17 protein-coding genes are annotated in these 17,777 nt (G+C 58.9%); 13 read left to right on the top strand and 4 right to left on the bottom strand.

Features of this window, described 5'->3' with window-relative positions; translation table 11 throughout:
- Nucleotides 1–8: 8 nt before the first annotated feature.
- Nucleotides 9–1,199, bottom strand: a complete 1,191-nt coding sequence (locus tag P2T68_RS24560; protein ID WP_014338815.1) for a thiolase family protein — start codon at nucleotides 1,197–1,199, stop codon at nucleotides 9–11.
- Nucleotides 1,199–1,597, bottom strand: a complete 399-nt coding sequence (locus P2T68_RS24555; protein ID WP_014338816.1) for a Zn-ribbon domain-containing OB-fold protein — start codon at nucleotides 1,595–1,597, stop codon at nucleotides 1,199–1,201. The genes P2T68_RS24560 and P2T68_RS24555 overlap by 1 nt, the downstream gene beginning before the upstream one ends.
- 139 nt (nucleotides 1,598–1,736) lie before the next feature.
- Here P2T68_RS24555 and P2T68_RS24550 point away from each other — a divergent pair, with 139 nt between their 5' ends.
- From P2T68_RS24550 to P2T68_RS24535, 4 genes are all read left to right on the top strand, one after another.
- The gene (locus P2T68_RS24550) at nucleotides 1,737–2,438 is read left to right on the top strand and encodes an SDR family NAD(P)-dependent oxidoreductase (RefSeq protein ID WP_014338817.1); all 702 of its coding nucleotides are present in this window, start codon (nucleotides 1,737–1,739) and stop codon (nucleotides 2,436–2,438) included.
- Complete coding sequence (locus P2T68_RS24545; RefSeq protein WP_102617434.1) at nucleotides 2,435–3,433, top strand: fumarylacetoacetate hydrolase family protein; 999 nt, start codon at nucleotides 2,435–2,437, stop codon at nucleotides 3,431–3,433. The genes P2T68_RS24550 and P2T68_RS24545 overlap by 4 nt, the downstream gene beginning before the upstream one ends.
- Before the next feature lie 114 nt (nucleotides 3,434–3,547).
- The gene (locus P2T68_RS24540) at nucleotides 3,548–4,948 is read left to right on the top strand and encodes a Rieske 2Fe-2S domain-containing protein (RefSeq protein WP_014338819.1); all 1,401 of its coding nucleotides are present in this window, start codon (nucleotides 3,548–3,550) and stop codon (nucleotides 4,946–4,948) included.
- Nucleotides 4,949–5,037: 89 nt separating this feature from the next.
- A complete protein-coding gene (locus P2T68_RS24535; protein WP_014338820.1) occupies nucleotides 5,038–5,613 on the top strand; it encodes an aromatic-ring-hydroxylating dioxygenase subunit beta in 576 nt (191 codons plus the stop codon).
- Nucleotides 5,614–5,698: 85 nt separating this feature from the next.
- Here the strand turns inward: P2T68_RS24535 and P2T68_RS24530 are convergent, their stop codons facing one another.
- Nucleotides 5,699–6,439 carry a DUF2889 domain-containing protein gene (locus P2T68_RS24530; protein WP_014338821.1) on the bottom strand — a complete coding sequence of 247 codons (741 nt, stop codon included), beginning with the start codon at nucleotides 6,437–6,439 and terminating at the stop codon, nucleotides 5,699–5,701.
- 101 nt (nucleotides 6,440–6,540) lie between these two features.
- Here P2T68_RS24530 and P2T68_RS24525 point away from each other — a divergent pair, with 101 nt between their 5' ends.
- On the top strand, nucleotides 6,541–7,341 hold the full coding sequence (locus P2T68_RS24525; protein ID WP_014338822.1) for an SDR family oxidoreductase: 801 nt from the start codon (nucleotides 6,541–6,543) through the stop codon (nucleotides 7,339–7,341).
- Nucleotides 7,342–7,467: 126 nt separating this feature from the next.
- On the opposite strand, the gene P2T68_RS24520 is transcribed toward P2T68_RS24525, so the two are convergent.
- Nucleotides 7,468–9,099 carry an ATP-dependent acyl-CoA ligase gene (locus P2T68_RS24520; RefSeq protein WP_277378424.1) on the bottom strand — a complete coding sequence of 544 codons (1,632 nt, stop codon included), beginning with the start codon at nucleotides 9,097–9,099 and terminating at the stop codon, nucleotides 7,468–7,470.
- Between the two features lie 184 nt (nucleotides 9,100–9,283).
- Between P2T68_RS24520 and P2T68_RS24515 the strand changes: the two genes are divergently transcribed.
- The 8 genes from P2T68_RS24515 (at nucleotide 9,284) to P2T68_RS24480 (ending at nucleotide 17,695) form a co-directional block, all read left to right on the top strand.
- Complete coding sequence (locus tag P2T68_RS24515) at nucleotides 9,284–10,015, top strand: TetR/AcrR family transcriptional regulator (protein ID WP_014338824.1); 732 nt, start codon at nucleotides 9,284–9,286, stop codon at nucleotides 10,013–10,015.
- Nucleotides 10,016–10,348: 333 nt separating this feature from the next.
- Nucleotides 10,349–11,413, top strand: a complete 1,065-nt coding sequence (locus P2T68_RS24510) for an amidohydrolase family protein (protein ID WP_034114491.1) — start codon at nucleotides 10,349–10,351, stop codon at nucleotides 11,411–11,413.
- The gene (locus P2T68_RS24505) at nucleotides 11,413–12,264 is read left to right on the top strand and encodes a fumarylacetoacetate hydrolase family protein (protein ID WP_034114489.1); all 852 of its coding nucleotides are present in this window, start codon (nucleotides 11,413–11,415) and stop codon (nucleotides 12,262–12,264) included. The genes P2T68_RS24510 and P2T68_RS24505 overlap by 1 nt, the downstream gene beginning before the upstream one ends.
- A 13-nt stretch (nucleotides 12,265–12,277) precedes the next feature.
- The gene (locus P2T68_RS24500; protein WP_014338827.1) at nucleotides 12,278–13,180 is read left to right on the top strand and encodes a 3-hydroxyacyl-CoA dehydrogenase; all 903 of its coding nucleotides are present in this window, start codon (nucleotides 12,278–12,280) and stop codon (nucleotides 13,178–13,180) included.
- Complete coding sequence (locus P2T68_RS24495) at nucleotides 13,177–14,352, top strand: thiolase family protein (RefSeq protein ID WP_014338828.1); 1,176 nt, start codon at nucleotides 13,177–13,179, stop codon at nucleotides 14,350–14,352. The genes P2T68_RS24500 and P2T68_RS24495 overlap by 4 nt, the downstream gene beginning before the upstream one ends.
- Nucleotide 14,353: 1 nt before the next feature.
- Nucleotides 14,354–14,857, top strand: a complete 504-nt coding sequence (locus tag P2T68_RS24490) for a carboxymuconolactone decarboxylase family protein (protein ID WP_014338829.1) — start codon at nucleotides 14,354–14,356, stop codon at nucleotides 14,855–14,857.
- Between the two features lie 139 nt (nucleotides 14,858–14,996).
- Nucleotides 14,997–16,274, top strand: coding sequence for a cytochrome P450 (locus tag P2T68_RS24485; RefSeq protein WP_014338830.1), 1,278 nt, complete (start codon nucleotides 14,997–14,999; stop codon nucleotides 16,272–16,274).
- A 113-nt stretch (nucleotides 16,275–16,387) separates the two neighbouring features.
- Entirely contained in the window at nucleotides 16,388–17,695 is a 1,308-nt protein-coding gene (locus P2T68_RS24480) for an amidohydrolase family protein (RefSeq protein WP_014338831.1), read from the top strand.
- Nucleotides 17,696–17,777: the final 82 nt, after the last annotated feature.

Here is a 17,777-nt window from a genome sequence, read left to right as displayed (position 1 = left end):
GCGCGCGGTCACTCGCGCACCAACAGCAGGCTGCCTCCCAGCGGACCGCCGCCGGCGGCCACCGCACTGACGCGGTGTTCGCGGGTTTGTCGGCCTTCGGCACGCCCCCACAATTGCAGGCAGGCTTCGTGCACATAACCCAGGCCGTGGGTGCGCCCGCCAGACAGTTGCCCGCCATTGGTGTTGATGGGCAAGCTGCCCTCCAGCGCAATGCGCGTGCCACCCTCGACAAACCCGCCACTTTCCCCGGTCGGGCACAACCCCAGGGCTTCCAGCCAGATAAGGGTCAAAATCGAAAAACCGTCATACAACTGCGCAGAGCCAACGTCCTGCGGAGTGTAGTCGGTGCGTGCCCACATCATCTGGCCGACATCGAAGGCGGCCATCCTGGTCAGGGAAATCTGGTCCCACGACCATGGCTGGTTCAACGCCGCGCCCATGGCCTCGATGCGGATCGGTGCGTTCGGCAGATCCCGCGCGATATCGCGACGCGACAGGATGATGGCGGTGGATGCATCGCAATGCACGTCGCAGTCGAACATGCGCAGAGGAGAGGAAATCATCCGCGACGCCATGTAGTCGTCCATGCTCATGGGCGTTCGGTACAGCGCTTTGGGGTTGCGCATGGCGTTCTGGCGACACGTCAGGGCGATTTGCGCCAGTTGCTCTGGCCGGGTGCCGTACTCATGGAAGTGACGTTGGGCATACAGCGCCATCAGGTTGATGCCCGATTGCACATTGAAAGGGGTAAACCACTGCCAGGCGTAGCTGCTGTCGCGACCTTGAGTCTTGTTGGTGAGAGCGCCCGCTTGTTTGTTGACCCTGCGAGCCGACGCTTCGGTGATAGTACGAAACACCAGTACGTGATTACACAGGCCCGCCGCAATCGCCATGGCGCCATTGATCACGCCAGTGAGTGGGCCAGGTCCTTCATAACCGCCGCCGAACCAGTTGACGTTGAGCCCAAGGGCACTTTTCAGTGCGCTGGGGCCGACCGGGGAGAACGGGTCACCGTTATTGTTGTCGCCCGGCCAGCAGGCCACGCCGTCGATATCGCTGCGTTGCAGGCCAGCGTCGGCAATCGCTTCCAGGCAGGCATCCAGCGTCAGGCGCATCGCCGACTTGTTCGAGGGGCGCCCGACTTCCGATTGGCCGACGCCGGTGATGGCGACGTCTTTTTCATAACGATGATCGAACATCACTGATCCTTCTCGAACAGAGGTAACCACACATCCTCGACATTGAGGAAGCTGACCCGTACCGGCATGTCGATATGCACATCCGTGACCGGCATGCCCACGATGTTGCTTACGAACTGCAATCCGGACTGTTCGACCAGCTCGATGATTGCCACCACATAGGGCACCTCCAGGTCAGGAGCCCAAGGCTGGTGGTTGATGGTGTAACTGAGCACTTTTCCCTTGCCTGACACCGCCTGCGGTGCCACGTCAAAGCTTGCACAATGCGGGCAGAGCGGGGCCGGTGGATGGAAGTACCGGCTGCAGGCCGCGCAACGATGAACGAGCAGTTCGCCCCGTTCGCCACCTTGCCAGAAGGCGCGGTTGTCGGCGTTGAGTGCAGGTAGTTTTCTGGGCATCAGCGCTCCGCAGGTGAGTATTTGACTGGAAGTCATACGGTATCATTTGTACATATTTTCTAAAAGTGTCATATATTTGTTCCGACGAAGGCACGAATCGACCGTTCGCGCCGTAAAACAACAACAAGAGGATTTTGCGATGTCCCAGTCATTACTGGACAAGAGGGTAGTCGTTACCGGCGGGTTTGGTGCCCTTGGCAGCACACTTGGCAAATGCCTGCTGGCGCGCGGCGCCCGGGTCGCTTTGCTGGACCGTAGCCAGGCGCCAGCCGCCTTGCTGGATACAAAGAATCTGCTGTGCCTGGGCGGTGTCGACCTGACCTCGACCGAGTCGGCCAGCGCGGCGTTCGAGCAGGTCGCGGCGCAGTGGGGCGGCATCGATGGTTTAGTCAATGTCGCGGGCGGTTTTGCCTGGGAGACCGTCGAAGGCGGCAGCCTGGAGACTTGGGATCGCCTCTATCAGATAAACGTGCGTACCGCGGTCATCAGTTCTCAATCGGCGCTGACGCACCTGTTGGTCTCCAACGCGGGACGCATCGTCAATATCGGTGCGCTGGCGTCGGTCAAGGCCGAAACGGGGATGGGGGCTTATGCGGCCTCCAAGGCTGGTGTGGCCCGGTTGACCGAAGCCCTGGCCGAAGAGTTGAAGGAGCGTGGCGTGACGGTGAACGCCGTGCTGCCAAGCATCATCGATACCCCAGCCAACCGTGCCGACATGCCGGATGCCGACAGCAGCCGCTGGGTGACGCCAGAAGCGTTGTCGGCGGTGGTGGCCTTTCTGCTGTCGGATGATGCTGCCGCTGTAACCGGTGCGCTGTTGCCCGTGAGTGGTCGCGTATGAGACTGGTGACCTATACCGACGCCGAAGGCTTTGACCGCGCAGGAGCCTTGCTCAACCAGGACCAGCAGGTGCTCGACCTGCAAAGGGCTTACCGCTTGCTGGAAAGTCGCGACAGTGTAGCACTGAGCAGCATTCTGGCCTTGGTGGAGGGCGGTGAGCCGGCGCTGGAATTGGCCCGTTCGCTGGTGGCCAAGGCACCCTCGGCGGCGGTGCTGGAACGTGCCAATGTGAAACTGCGCGCACCGATTCAGCCACCCCCACAGATGCGCGACTGTTCGTGCTTCGAATTGCATCTGCGCCAGAGCTTCGCTGCGGCCCGTCGCGCCCGTGCGCTAAGTACCGAAGATCCGGAAGCTACTTTGAAAGCGATGAACACTCGTGCCGACGACCGGGTGATCGAGACCTTCAACCAGCAGCCCATCTACTACAAGGGCAACCGTTTCGCGGTGATTGGCATCGACGATGAATTCCAATGGCCGAGCTTTAGCCGGGCGATGGATTTCGAACTGGAGTTCGGTTGCTACATCGGCAAGCGCGGCAAGGACATCAGCCGTGAAGCAGCCCGTGGGCATATCGTCGGTTACACCATCTTCAACGACATGAGTGCGCGCGACGCGCAGGCCCTGGAAATGCCCGGCATGCTCGGTCCGGCCAAGAGCAAGGATTTCGACACCGCCAACATCATGGGGCCATGCCTGGTGACCGCCGATGAACTGGGTGATCCCCACGATCTGAATATGGTTGCCCGGGTCAATGGGGAGGAGTGGGGGCGCGGCAATACCCGTGATATGCGCTGGAGTTTTGAAGACGTGATTGCCCACGTGTCCCGTTCGGAAACCTTGTACCCCGGTGAGTTTCTTGGTTCCGGCACGGTCGGCAACGGCTGTGGCCTGGAGCAATTGCGTTATTTGAAACCCGGCGACGTGGTTGAGCTGGAGATCGATGGCATTGGCGTGCTGCGGACTCAAGTGGGCAAGGCGCCCGACAGGGAATGACTATGATGCGAGGACGGAGACATTCACCGCTCGCGAATTAAATGTACAGAAATATAGAAAGTGTCTTATATTTTGTGGCGACCAACCGTGTAACGCTCTGATCAGGAGGCAATCATGCTAACAAAAACAAGCCCCGTATTGTCCGATGGAACCAAGGTCTCGGACCTCATCTACCCCTCTAGCCGTGAAGTGCAAATGCGCGTGTTGTCTGACCGCGAAATTTACGAACTGGAGATGGAAAAGATCTTCGGCAAGATCTGGGTACTCCTGGGGCACGAGTCGGAAATTCCCAACTCCGGAGACTTCATGGTCCGAGACCTGGGGTCCGATTCCGTCATTGTGGCCCGTGGCAAGCAGGGCGAGGTGTTCGTGACCCTTAATGTGTGCCCGCACCGCGGGATGCGCATCAGCACCGCCGACTGCGGCAATACGCAAATTCATAAATGCATCTATCACGGCTGGGCGTTCCGCCCCAATGGCGATTTCATCGGCTCGCCCGTCGAACGTGAATGCATGCACGGCAAGATGTTGCCCAAGGAAGAACTGGGCCTGAAGAAGGCGCGGGTCACGCTGTATGGCGGCCTGGTATTTGCCACCTGGAATATCGATGGGCCCTCGTTCGACGAGTTCCTGGGCGATGCCAAGTGGTATTACGACATGCTGTTCTGTCGCTCCGACAAGGGCATGGAAGTCCTCGGCCCACCGCAGCGCTTTATCGTCAACGCCAACTGGAAAACGGCGGGCGAGCAATCGGCGGCGGACGGTTTCCACACGCTGACCCTGCACCGTTGGTTGGGTGAGGTGGGTAATTACGCCAAGAAAGGCGAGGGCGAGACAGCCGACCTCAGCCCGGAAATGATTGGCGTGGAAATCAGCTCGCCGCACGGTCATGCACTGCGCTGCATCGACCTGGCGCGCAAGATCAAGCGCCTGACCGGCCTCGATCCGGCGGAGTTGACTGTGCAGCAGAAACTTGAAGCATTGCCGCCGGCCGGCATGACGGCCGACATGGTCGAGCAGTTGGCACGCAATCTGACCGAAGATCAATTGAACGTGCTCACCAGCATGCCGCCCCAGGTCGGTGGGATGTTCCCGAACATTCTTTTCGGCTTTGTCTACATTCCGCAGCCAGATGGCTCTGTCGTTGGCTCGATGACCCTGCATGCTTACGTACCGCAAGGCCCGGACAAGCTCGAGTTCGTCAACTGGGTGTTTGCCGAGAAAGACGCCTCCCCGGAACTGCGCGACAAGATGCTCAAGCAAACCATCCAGCTGTTCGGCACCTCTGGCATGGTTGAGCAGGATGACTCCGACACCTGGCCGCACATGACCCTGGCCGCCAAAGGGGCAATGGGCCGCAAGAGCACGCTGAAATACCAGGCCTGCTTTGAAACCGGCGCACCTGAAGGCTGGCCTGGCCCCGGCATCGTCAATGAAGGCTTCACCAAGGACGATACCCAGTGGCACTGGTGGTTGTACTGGCATGAGCTGATGACGGCATCGGATGACCAGTAACGCCCGCTGTCAGGCCAGGTTCGACTGCGGTCCTCGGGCCGCCGTCGGCGGTAACAGCATTAACAAGAATAACAGTGAGGGAATGACTCATGGCTCAGGTTCAACAGCGCGGCGTGGAAGATATCCAGCCGGGTTCCCCAGTCGGTACCAAGCGGGTGCCGGTGGGGTCGCCGATATACAACGACGTGGTGACCTTTTTGTACGAGGAAGCCACGCTGCTCGACCAGATCCGCCTACAGGAATGGGCCGAGCGCCTGGACACCGACCTGGTGTACACCGTGCCGCTGCGCCAGACGCGCCTGGCGGCGGAACTGAAAACCACCATCGTGCGCAGCGTTCAGCATTACCACGACGATTACCGCTCGATCATGGGCCGCATTTTGCGCCTGTCCGGCAAAAGCGCCTGGGCGGAAGACCCTCCCTCGCGTACCCGGCGTCTGGTGACCAACGTGTTTGTCGAAGAAACCGACAAGCCCGATGAGTTCGTGGTGACCAGTTACCTGCTGCTGACCCGCAGCCGTTTCAAAGACCACCACGTCGATATCATCAGTGGTGAACGGCGTGACGTGCTGCGTCTCGGCGGGGCGGGCTTCAAGCTGGCACGGCGCGAAGTCATTATCGATCAGGCGGTGCTCGGGACGCCCAACCTGGCTGTTTTCCTCTAGGGTGGTATCGGCGATCCGGCTCGCGTCCGGATCGCCAACCCTTGGAGGTATCGGCCGCACCGGTCTTTACGCCAGTGTCGCGCGGCTAGCGTTTCTGCCTGAGCCACGCCTGGTCCTGGTCACACAGCGCTGATGCTTGATAGCTGAAGTCCAGGGTCGAGCCCTTCATTCGCAGTGCCCGTTCGGCGCGCTCGGGTTGTTGGCTGTAGCACCGGGCGGTGCTCGAGGCGTGAATCTGTTCGTCGAGGTTGTAGGCCCGTCCCATCGAAATTAGCGTGCAGCGGCGAAGTAGCAGGGCTGCCTCGGCGGCTTCCTCACTGAGGGTGTTGAGGGCCCAGCGGGCCATGCCTTCGCGAAGGTTGATGCCGGCATAGGGCGCAGGTCCTTCGATCAGGGTGCCGTTCACGTCCCAGGTCAGGTCTTGATTACCATCGCGTATCAAGATGGCGCGGGTACGGTTGTCGATGCGCCGGCCGATATTGATTTCGTAGCGACGTTGGTGAGTACCGCGCGCGGCGGCGGCAATGGCCAGGCCCGCCAGGTCGAACAAATGGGTGCATTGATGGCTGGCGTCGGTCTGCCGGGTGACGGAGTGGGCAATCCGATTCAATGTCATGCCCAGCAACTGCTGTAACTGATCGCAAGCCTGTGGGCACAGAGAATAGGGGTAGCGCAACGCTTCACCGCCTATGGCGGTGACTTCACCTTCATGGTGACGAACCCAGACGCGGAAGTGGTGGAAGTCGTCTTCCAGAGCGGCACGGACTTCCCCCGTGGCCTGGGCATGATGAGCAACGATGTCCACGCGGCGACGAAATACAGCCATTCTCGATATCCTTGTTCCGCTACTGTTCGGTCAGAAGAAATCAGCTATAGTTGAACACTATAAACAAAAATGTTCACTGAATAACAAGAATTGGAGTGGCTATGGCATTGCTAAACGAACAGGTTGCGCTGATTACCGGTGCAGGTGGCGGAATCGGTCGCGGCATTGCACTGAGTTTTGCCAAAGAAGGTGCTGCCGTGGTGGTCGCCGAGCTGGATGTTTCCAGTGGCGAGGCTGTAGTCGCCGAGTTGAAAGCGCTGGGCGCCCAGGCGGTATTCATCAAGACCGATGTGTGCAGCAAGACCGATATCGAAGCCGCCGTGCAATTGGCCGTCGATCAGTTTGGTGGCCTGGACATCCTGGTCAATAACGCCTTCGCTCCCACGCCCAATGTCCTTCTGGAAGAAAAAACCGATGCCATGCTCGAGCAGACCCTCGGCTCTACGGTATGGGCTGCCTGGTGGGCAATGAAAGCCGCGCTGCCCCATATGAAGGCGCGGGGCGGCGGCAAAATCATCAACTTCTATTCCATCGATATCGAGATCGGCGCCTGGCTGCACGGCGACTACAACACAGCGAAGTCAGCGATCGTCGGACTGACCCGCAGCGCGGCCTCTGAGTGGGGGCGCTTCAACATCCGCACCAATGCCATTGCCCCTACCGCGATGGGGGCCACCTTCCACAAACTCGCCGCGGAAAACCCCGGCTTTGCCGAAATGTCCGCTTCGATGCGGCCGTTGGGTCGTTGTGGCGAGCCTGAGGCCGACATTGGTCCGGTGGTGGTGTTCCTCGCGTCGGAGATGTCGCGGTTTATCACGGGCGAGACTATTCACGTCGATGGTGGCTTGCACCTTCCCGGCTACAACTCCCGCCCGAAAGGTGTTCCCGTGCGGGAGTACTGATTGAGCCCGTAAATGTGGGGGCGAGCTTGCTCGCTCCTGTGACCGGATACGGCGCCAGACCCAAAAAACGCGAAAGCCCGCTTCAAAGCGGGCTTTCTGTGTTGGCGCGTACCAAGCAAGAGGCCGCTAATTTTTGGACACTACGATCGATGTGGTTTCCAGATCCCAAGTGGTTTCGGTTTTTCCTTCATCGCGCAATAGATACTTCAACACCCGACCCTGCGGGTTTTTTGGCAAGCTGCTGCGAAACTCGATGTAGCGCGGCAGGGCGTAGTAGGGCACCGAATCGGTGGCCCAATGGAACAATTGCTCCGGTTCAAGCGTTACGCCTTCATGCAGTACGGCAGTGACCTTCACATCGTCCTCACCCCGCTCTGACGGGACGGCATGTACCGCCACTTCTGCCAGTGCCGGGTGAACAGCAAAAGCGGCTTCCATTTCAAAGCTGGAAATGTTTTCACCCCGGCGGCGCATGTAGTCCTTCTTGCGGTCGACGAAGTAGAAGAAGCCGTCGTCATCGAATCGGCCAATGTCGCCGGTGTGGAACCACATATTGCGCATCAATTTAAGGGTGTCCTCCGGACGACGCCAGTAGCCCTGGAACATGATGTCCGGACGTAGCGGGCGTACGACGATTTCGCCCACGCAGTTGGGTTGTACTTCCTGATCCAGGTCATCGACGATCCGTACGTCAAAATCCGCGATGCGTTTTCCCGACGAGCCGGGCGCGGCGTATTCCCCGGCCGCCAGCGAGGTGACGACACAGGCTTCGGTCAGGCCATAGCCGTTGCCGCCTACCCGTTGGGTGCCGAAACGCTCGCGCCAGATTTTCTTGGTCTCTTCGGTGTAAGGGTTGCCACGTGCGGTATGAATCTGCCCGACGCAGCGCAGCATCGCTTCATTGTCAGGCGCTTGAGCGAGAAGGCCGCCCATGCCGCCCAGGATCGAGGCGATGGTTGCGCCCGAGCGCTCCACTTCAGGCCAGAAATTCGAGACCGAGAAACGCGGGAGAATGGCGGCGCGCGCGCCCACCAGAATGCTGGCGATGATCGATACGCACAGTGCATTCATGTGGAACAGCGGCAGCGGGGTGATGGTCACGTCATCGGCACTGGCTGGACCGGCACGCAATTGCAGGCGCGCCAGATTGCACATGAAGTTGTAGCTGATCATGCAGCCCTTGGAGGGGCCGGTGGTGCCTGAGGTGTAGATCAGGCAAGCCAGGTCTGAAGGCTGTGGTTTCTTGACCAGCGGGGTCGTGTCATGTCCGCGCCATGCATCCAATGGCGCAATATGAATCGGGCAATCGGGGACTTTCTCCAGTGCGCCGCGATGGAGAATGTGCTGTACGTCGTGCAGTTGTCCGGCCAGTGGCGTTATGCGCGGCAGGTAGGCTGCTTCGCAGATCACCACCGAGGTGCCGGTATCGGCGATCTGATGGCGCAGGAACTCCCCTTTGAGGGCGGTGTTGATTGGCACGCTCACGGCGCAGAGCTTGTTAATGGCCAGCCAAGTGGTGACTGCGTCGATGTTGTTATCGAGCATTGTCAGCACCGTGTCACCGGTCTTGACGCCCAGCGAGATCAAGGCATGCGCCATTTTTGTTGAGAGTGAGTCAATCTGTGAATATGTGTATAACTCTCCGCTGAAATCCAGCAGTATCTTGTCTGGATGCCTTGCTACCGCCCGATCTAACGCATCGATAACAGTGTCTCGTTCTCCCACTGCCCACGTCTCTGGATTTCCACTGCTGCCCATCAGTTTTCTCCTTTTAGGCGCCCACGTTGGTAAGGGTTGCCTGATTTTATTTTGAAGAGAGAATGAGATTCTAAATAGAAAATGTGAAAATGTCTTTAGCAATAAGTTGAACATATCCTGTTATTTATGCCCAGATCCTGTGGTAACGTTGCGCCATCTTTACTTTCCTTGAGCGCATCGATCCATGCCAAAAGCCGCATCCCTGAAAACAGAAGCGCCTACGCCGGCCTCCAGAACGAAGAAAAAGGCGTTGCCTGATACAGGGGCGAGCCAGGTTAAACCGGTCGAGCGACGTATCGCTGCCAATGGAGGGGCAGGGATCAAGGTGAAGCCGAACCGACGTTCGGAAGAGACAATCGCCAATATCCTCAAGGCCACTGAAGAAGTGGTGTTGATGTCCGGTGCCGATCGTATTTCGATCCTGGATGTGTGTCAGGTCGCGGGTGTTTCGCGGGGGACCTTCTACCGCTATTTCGCCTCCCAAGAAGATCTGCTGGACACTTTTTCGCGGCACAAACGCGAAAGTTTCCACAGCTCGCTGTCCCAGGAGCTGGGGCATATCAGTGATCCGGAAGCGCGTCTGAATGCGCTGTTCGCTTATCTCGACAATTACCTTGAGCAAAGTCGGGCGCGGCGCCTTCTGGTGGTTGCCCCTGATTATGCGTTGGGTTTTTTCCGGCGGATTTTCCACGATTCGATCGTGCGTTTTCAGGATGGCTTGGGCATTGTTTTCGACGATTGGGACGAGCGCCTGGGGGTACGTCTTGACCGTGAGTTGATCTGCGAAATGATCATTCGTTATGTGTTGAGCGAAATCCTGGTGCCGGAAGCCGCGGGGCGACGCTTGTTCCCGGTGCGGATGAAAAAACTGCTGGGTGCGCTGATCATGGGTTCCACATCCCGTACCCGCCGCTGACCTTCGACAAATCACCCATCGCTTGACTAAAGCCCTCGCATATCGAGGGCTTCGCGTTTCCGGGCGCTAGTTTTTTCGCCGCTGCACTCCTCATTTTTCGAGCTTGGCTCGTGCTTTCCAATCCCTCGATGCGTTTCAAGACTTAGGTCGAAGGCCCTGCGTCAGGCTTCCTGGCGATTTTTCAAAATAAATTGAACAGTATTTTGATTTCTGCTCAATTTAAATTTAAGCTCTGGTCCTGGTAGTAAGTCTTTTCGTGACGGGTCGATCCTGTCCATGTGAAGGCGCCGCGCTAATAAACCAACAAAAAGTGCCAACCTCGAGGTACCAGACATGCTTATCGATCTACACGCCCACGCACCACACCCTGGCTATTACAACCAGCACCCTCACTGGGGGCCGTTCTTCGAACAACATGCCGACGGCGATATCAAGCTGCGTGTAGGTGATTGGATTCTCGGGCTTGGGTCGCCCGAGCGTAAGGCGGCCGTGCGCTCGGGCAACGGTCCCAAGCTTGAGGAGTATTTTGCTCGCTGGGCTGACCCGAAAACGCGTCTGGCCGGCATGGATGCCGCGGGACAGAATTTGCAGGTGGTTTCTGTCCCATCCCATTGCTACATGTACTGGACCGAAGCCGAATTTGCCGTACCGTTCGCCCGCACCGTCAATGAGACGCTGGCGCAATACTGCTCCGCCGCCCCTGATCGCCTGATGTTCTGGGCCCATGTACCGCTCAATGCTCCCGAAGCGGCGGCGGCTGAATTGCGCTACGCCTGCACCGAGCTGGGCGCCAAGGGCTTGGTCGCCGGAGGGGCCAACTTCGGCGGCCTGGAGTTCGATTCGCCGGAGCTCGACGTGGTATGGAGAACCCTCTGCGACCTGGATCTGCCGATGTTCATCCACGGCTACAACCAGTCGGTCACGTGGGGTAAGAACGCCAATGATGACCGTTACGAAACCACTGCCATCGTAGGCATGCAGTACGACGAAAGCCGCTGTTTCTGGAACCTGATTTGCGGCGGTGTGCTGGATCGTTTTCCCGATTTGAAGGTGTACATCACCCATGGAGGTGGTTATGTCCCGTACCAGCTCGGTCGCCTGGCCAAGACCAACGAAAACCTCGACGTCAAATACAACAAAAAGCCGCTGCTCGAGTACATGAAGAACTTCTACTTCGACGTCGAGCTGCATGAAGTGCCGATGCGCCAGGCTCTGGTCGATATCATTGGGGCAGACCACGTGCTGTACGGCAGCAACTTCGGCGGCAGCGATGCCGTGCGTCACGACCTGACCCATGGTTTGAAGTTGTCCGACGCGGACCTGCGCAAGATTCGCTATGAAAACGCATGCCGCCTGCTGCACTTGGATCCCGCCAAGTTGGGCAAGGTAGGTGCCTGATGAAACTGGCGCGTTGTGAGTATTTTGATACTGGGGTTTTTTGGGCGGTGGTTGATGTCGCTCAGAATCAGGTGACACCCATTTGCGGAGAGTTCAAAGACTGGGCACCCGCGGTGGCGGCCGGGCGCGGTATCAGTTCGGTACGTTTCGCCGGGCCCTCGTTGCCGCTCTCCAAAGTACGTTTGCTGCCGCCTATTGAGCCTGTCAACCGAGTGGTGGTGGCGGGAGCCAATTACGCCAAGCATCTGGTGGAGTTCGGCTTGCAGGCGCCGGCGCAGCCGGTTGCATTCCTCAAGGCCTATGGCGCGTTGATTGGCGCCAATGACCCTATCCGCTTTCCTCCGTTGACTGAGGAGCTCGATCACGAAGTCGAGTTGGTCGCGGTCATTGGCACCGATGAGATCGACCTGGAAAACCCGCTGGCTTGCGTGCTCGGTTACACGGTCGGCAACGACGTCAGTGCCCGAGACCTGCAACGCAGCGGGCCTGCGGGGATTGGCATGGACCTGTTCGCGGCGAAAAGCCAGGACCAGACCACCGGCCTCGGGCCCTGGATCGTCACCAAGGACGAGTTCCCGGAAGGTTCGCCGCGGCTGCGCCTGACCTTGAAGGTGAACGGTGAAGTACGTCAGGACGGATCGACAGCGGAAATGACCTGGGATGTCGGTCAACTGATCCGCTTCGTGCAGCAGCGTTCGAGTTTCGCCGGTGGCGACGTGCTATTCACCGGTTCGCCAGCGGGGGTGGGGATGGGCACCGGTGTGTTCCTCAAGGAAGGCGACGTGGTCGAAGCCAGCGTCGAGGGCATTGGCACGTTGCGCAATGTGGTCAGTAAAAAGAACTGCGCCTAATCGAGAGCCAAACATGAACGCCAATAAAGAAAAAGTAGTCGTCGTCGGTGCTGGCTTGATGGGTACCGGTATTGCACATGCGTTCGCCAGCTCCGGGTTCAACACGTTGCTGGTCGATACCAATGCCGCCTCATTGACAAATGCCAGGGCGAGCATCGAAAAGATCCTTGCCGATGGTGTGCGCCTGGGCAAAGTCAGTGACGAAAAAGCCCAGCAGTCCCTGGCCAACCTGCTGACCTGCAGCGACCTGAGCGAAGCCGCGAGTGGCGCAAATTGGTTGGTGGAGACGGTGTCCGAGCAGTTGGCGGTGAAGAAAACCGTTATCGCTCAGGCGGCGCCACTGCTGGCACCGGACGCGATTATCGCGACCAATACTTCGGCCCTCAGCGTGACCGAAATTGCTGCGTCGGTGGACTGTTCGGATCGCGTGATCGGCATGCACTTCTTCAACCCCGTGCACAAGATGAAGCTGGTGGAGCTGGTGCGAGGGTTGGCCACTCGCGATGAAGTCGTGGCGCGTACGCGCACCCTGTGTGAGCAGATCGGCAAAACCTCTATCGTCGTCAATGAATCGCCAGGACTGACCACCAGCCGCATGTCTGCGCTCTTGGGTAACGAGGCGATGTGGATGCTCCAGGAGGGTACGGCGACCGCCGAAGACATCGACACGGCGTTGCGCCTGGGCTTCAACCATCCGATGGGACCATTGGAGCTGGGTGACCTGACTGGTTGGGATACGCGGTTGTCGGTGCTGCGCTATTTGCACCAGACCCTGGGCGAAAAATTCCGGCCTTGCCCGCTGATCATCAAAATGGTTGCCGCCGGGCGGCTGGGTCGCAAGTCGGGGCAGGGGGTCTACCGCTATGAAGAGGGTAAACAAGTTCCGGGTTCGGGGCTCAAGGCGAGCGCGCTATGAAAGACATCGTCATCGTTGATGCCGTACGTACGCCAATCGGCAAGTTCCGTGGCGGCCTTGCCAGCGTGCGCGCCGATCATCTTGGGTCGCTGGTGCTCAACCGCTTGCTGGAGCGGGTCGATGTGTCGCCGAATCTGGTCGATGATGTGATCTTCGGTTGCGTCACGCAAATCGGTGAGCAGTCCGCCAACATCGCCCGCACAGCCTTGCTCGGTGCCGGATGGCCAGTGACTGTTCCGGGGCTGACCATCGACCGCAAATGTGGTTCGGGTGAAGTGGCGGTGCATGTGGCTGCTGGCGCTATTGCTGCTGGCGCCGCTGATGTCGTGGTGGCGGGGGGCGCGGAAAACATGAGCCGCGTGCCCATGGGCAGCAATCGCGAAATTCACGGCGAGGCGTTTGGCTGGATGGTGGCGCAGCGTTATGAACTGACTGGTCAAGGCGAGGCAGCCGAGCGTATCGCCGACAAATGGGGGCTCAGCCGTGATGCCCTGGATGATTTTGCGTTCGCCAGTCATCAGCGCGCCGCCTCGGCGTCCGATGCCGGTTATTTCGATCATGAAATCGTGCCGGTTGCGGTCGAGGAGTTGTCTGAGCGGGTGCTGGCGGCGCCGGCCGCTGTGTTGCGTCAGGATGAAACCATTCGTCGTGACACGTCGCGGGAAAAGCTGTCGACGCTTAAGACCAGTTTTCGTCCGGACACTGGACGCATTACGGCTGGCAACTCGTCGCAGATCTCCGATGGTGCTGCGGCTTTATTGTTGATGAGTGCCGAAACCGCGAAAAAACTCGGGCTCAGGGCGCGCGCGCGGGTTGTGGCCTTCACCACGGTCGGTTCCGATCCGACGTTGATGCTCACAGGCCCCATCGATGCCACCTGGAAGGTATTGAGCAAGGCCGGGCTGAGCATCAACGACATCGACCTGTTCGAAGTCAATGAGGCGTTTGCCTCCGTGCCGCTGGCGTGGATGCGGGAAACCGGTGTGCCTCACGATAAGTTGAACGTCAACGGTGGCGCCATCGCCCTCGGTCATCCGTTGGGTGCCAGCGGTGCGCGATTGATGACGACTTTGTTGAACGAGCTCGAACGCCGTGGTGGTCGTTTTGGCCTGCAAGCCATTTGCTGCGCTGGCGGCATGGGCACGGCGACCATCATCGAACGGCTCGATTGAGATGGCGCGCCTACCGCTGGTTTCGCTGGAGGCCATGCCGGTTGCGTTGCAGGACGCAGTCGAGCGTGGTCGGTACAGCCGCATGCTCAGTTCCACGACGCCGGTTCAGGTCTGGGCGCATCGACCGGCGGTAGCGCTGGCTTGGCTGGGCTTGATGGAGAGCTTGCACAACGACAGTGTGCTCGATGAGCGCTTGCGCGAGCTGGTGCGGCTGAAGATTGCCAGCATCACCACCTGCAAGGCCTGCCAACTGGCGCGTAAGTCCGATGCGGTCACTGAGGAAGATATTGCGTGCATGGCAACGGACAGCGCGTCCTTCACGCCAGCCGAGCGCGCTGCGCTGCGTTATGCCGAGTTGTTTGCCGGCGACTACCTGGCAATTGACGACACCGATTTCCTCCAGCTTGGGGACTTCTTCTCCACGGCCCAAGTGGTAGAGCTTGGGCTGTATTGCGCGCTGATGTTGGCTGGAGGTCGTATGACCCTGGTGCAGCAGGCCTATTGATACCTTCGATGTCGAGGTATATATGATCTATTTTTTAATAAGTGTCCAATAGTGTTCGGGCAAGGCCTATGATTGGCCGTAAAGTATGGCCTTAAGCGAGCTTTCTTGAAAAATAATGACAAAAATTACGGAGACGATCATGTCCACACCCGCACAGAGTGACCTGGTCAAGGTTTTTACTGACGTAGCCAGTAATTATCGCGGCACCAGCGATATCGACTTGCACGCGGTCTACCGCGACATGCGCGCCAACTCGCCGGTGCTGCAAGACAATTTCATGGCCCGGCTGGGCGTGCCCTCGATTGCCGGGCTGGATGCCAGTCGACCGACCTTCACATTGTTCAAGTACGACGATGTCATGGCTGTCATGCGTGACGCCGGCACCTTCACGAGTGGTTTCATCGCGGAAGGGCTGGGTGCGTTTTTCGATGGCTTGATCCTCACGGCAATGGACGGGGATGCCCACAAGAACATCCGTAACCTGTTGCAGCCGGTCTTCATGCCGGAGACGGTGAATCGCTGGAAAGAAACCAAGATCGACCGGGTGATTCGCGAGGAATACCTCAAGCCGATGGTGCAGGCCAAAGGCGCGGACCTGATGGATTTCGCGCTGTATTTCCCCATCCGGGTAATTTACTCGTTGATCGGCTTCCCCGAGGACCGTCCCGAGCAGATCGAGCAATACGCTGCCTGGGCCCTGGCCATTCTGGCGGGTCCGCAAGTCGACCCGGAAAAAGCCGCGGCTGCCCGGGGCGCCGCCATGCAAGCGGCGCAGTCCTTGTATGATGTGGTGAAAGTAGTCGTGGCCGAGCGTCGCGCAAGCGGGGCATCGGGCGATGATCTGATCAGCCGGCTGATTAACGCCGAATACCAGGGTCGCTCCCTGGACGATCATGAGATTGCCACCTTTGTGCGTTCGCTGCTTCCGGCTGCCAGTGAAACCACAACCCGAACCTTCGGCACCTTGATGTCCTTGCTTCTGCAAAATCCGGACGTACTGGAGCGGGTGCGCAATGACCGCAGCCTCGTGAACAAGGCCATCGATGAAGCGGTGCGCTTTGAACCGGTGGCTACTTTCAAGGTGCGTCAGGCCGCTAAAGACCTGGAGATTCGTGGCGTGCCCATCCCTAAGGGGGCGATGGTGCAATGCATTGTCACTTCCGCCAACCGCGATGAAGAGGCGTTCGAAAATGCCGATCAATTCGACATCGACCGAAAACCCAAACCCTCGTTCGGCTTCGGCTTCGGTCCGCACATGTGTATCGGTCAGTTCGTTGCCAAAACCGAGATCAACTGTGCGCTGAATGCCATCCTCGACCTCATGCCCAACATTCGCCTCGACCCGAGCAAACCCGGCCCGCAAATCGTCGGCGCGCAGCTGCGCGGCCCGCACTACCTGCATGTGCAGTGGGACTGATGGGCGCTTGGGTCTGATTTAATATGAACACAAATAAAAAATGTGTTTAATTAAATCAAGATGTGCACTATGATTCAGGCACAACAACAAGCCCGAATGCGAAGGGGAAAACAATGAAAGTTGAAGATCTGATTCTCGTCAGTGTCGATGACCACGCGATCGAGCCGCCAAATGCCTTTGCTCGTCACATGCCTGCCCGTTTCAAGGGGCGCGAGCCGCATGTGATCAAGAAAGGCGATCGCGATGTTTGGGTGTTCGAGGAGCAGGCCACTGGCTACATGGGCCTCAACTCCGTGGTCGGCCGACCCAAAGAGGAATACGGCATGGAGCCGCTGGGCTACGAGCAGATGCGTCGTGGCACCTGGAGTATCAAGGACCGCGTCGACGATATGAACGCCAACGGCGTGCTAGGTTCATTGTGCTTTCCTACCTTCCCGGGTTTTGCCGGGCAACGTTTCCAGGTGCACGCTGACCGTGACGTGTCGATGGCGGCCATCCAGGCTTACAACGACTGGCATTTGCATGACTGGTGCAATGCAGCGCCAGGCCGTTTCATCCCGCTGATGATCGTGCCGTGGTGGGACATGAAGGCCGCTGCCGCCGAGGTCGAGCGCCTGGCCAAGCAGGGGGTGCACGCGCTATCGCTGTCGGATAACCCGGCCATTCACGGTTACCCGTCGATTCACAGCGATTACTGGGACCCGTTGTGGAAGGCCTGCAGCGATAACAAGGTGGTGATCTGCTGTCACATCGGTACCGGCGTAAAAGCCAACCACGCATCGGATTTGTCACCCATCGATGCCTGGATTACCTCCATGCCGATTTCCATCGCCAACTCCGCCGCCGACTGGATCTGGGCGCCCATGTGGAAAAAATTCCCGGACCTGCGCATGGCGCTTTCCGAAGGCGGTATCGGTTGGATTCCTTACCTGCTGGAGCGGGCTGACTTCACCCACCGTCATCACAACGCCTGGACCAACTCCAATTTCGACGGAAAAATGCCCAGTGACATTTTCAACAAGCACTTCATCACGTGCTTCATCGAAGATAATTTCGGCCTGAAAAACCTCGATTACTTGAACGCCGAGATGGTCACCTGGGAAAGCGATTACCCGCACTCCGACTGCACCTGGCCAAACTCGCCGGAAACCGCCTGGGAAGGGTTGCAGCACCTGCCCAAGGAGATGATCGACAAGGTCACTCACTTGAATGCCATGCGTGAGTTTTCCTTCGATCCGTTCTCCATCCATGGCCGGGAAAACTGCACGGTCGGCGCGCTACGGGCTCAGGCCACGCACGTCAGCATCGAGCCTGCCCTGGGCCTGGGCGGCGCCGATCATGGTCGCCATGACAACAAGCCGGTCACCTCCGGCGACATCAATGCGATGTTCGCCCAGGCTGACGCGCAAACCGCGTTGTAAGTTGTCGCTGCTCCCACAGTCGCCGGCCAATGGCGGCTGTGGAGCGGTTGCCGTTCTGTGGTCGCTTCGTTCGAAGCGATTG

It is taken from the genome of Pseudomonas sp. G11, assembly GCF_029457515.1.
Classification (GTDB): domain Bacteria; phylum Pseudomonadota; class Gammaproteobacteria; order Pseudomonadales; family Pseudomonadaceae; genus Aquipseudomonas; species Aquipseudomonas gorinensis.
Note: the sequence above shows the minus strand (reverse complement) of the source record. Positions and strands in the feature narration are given on the sequence as shown.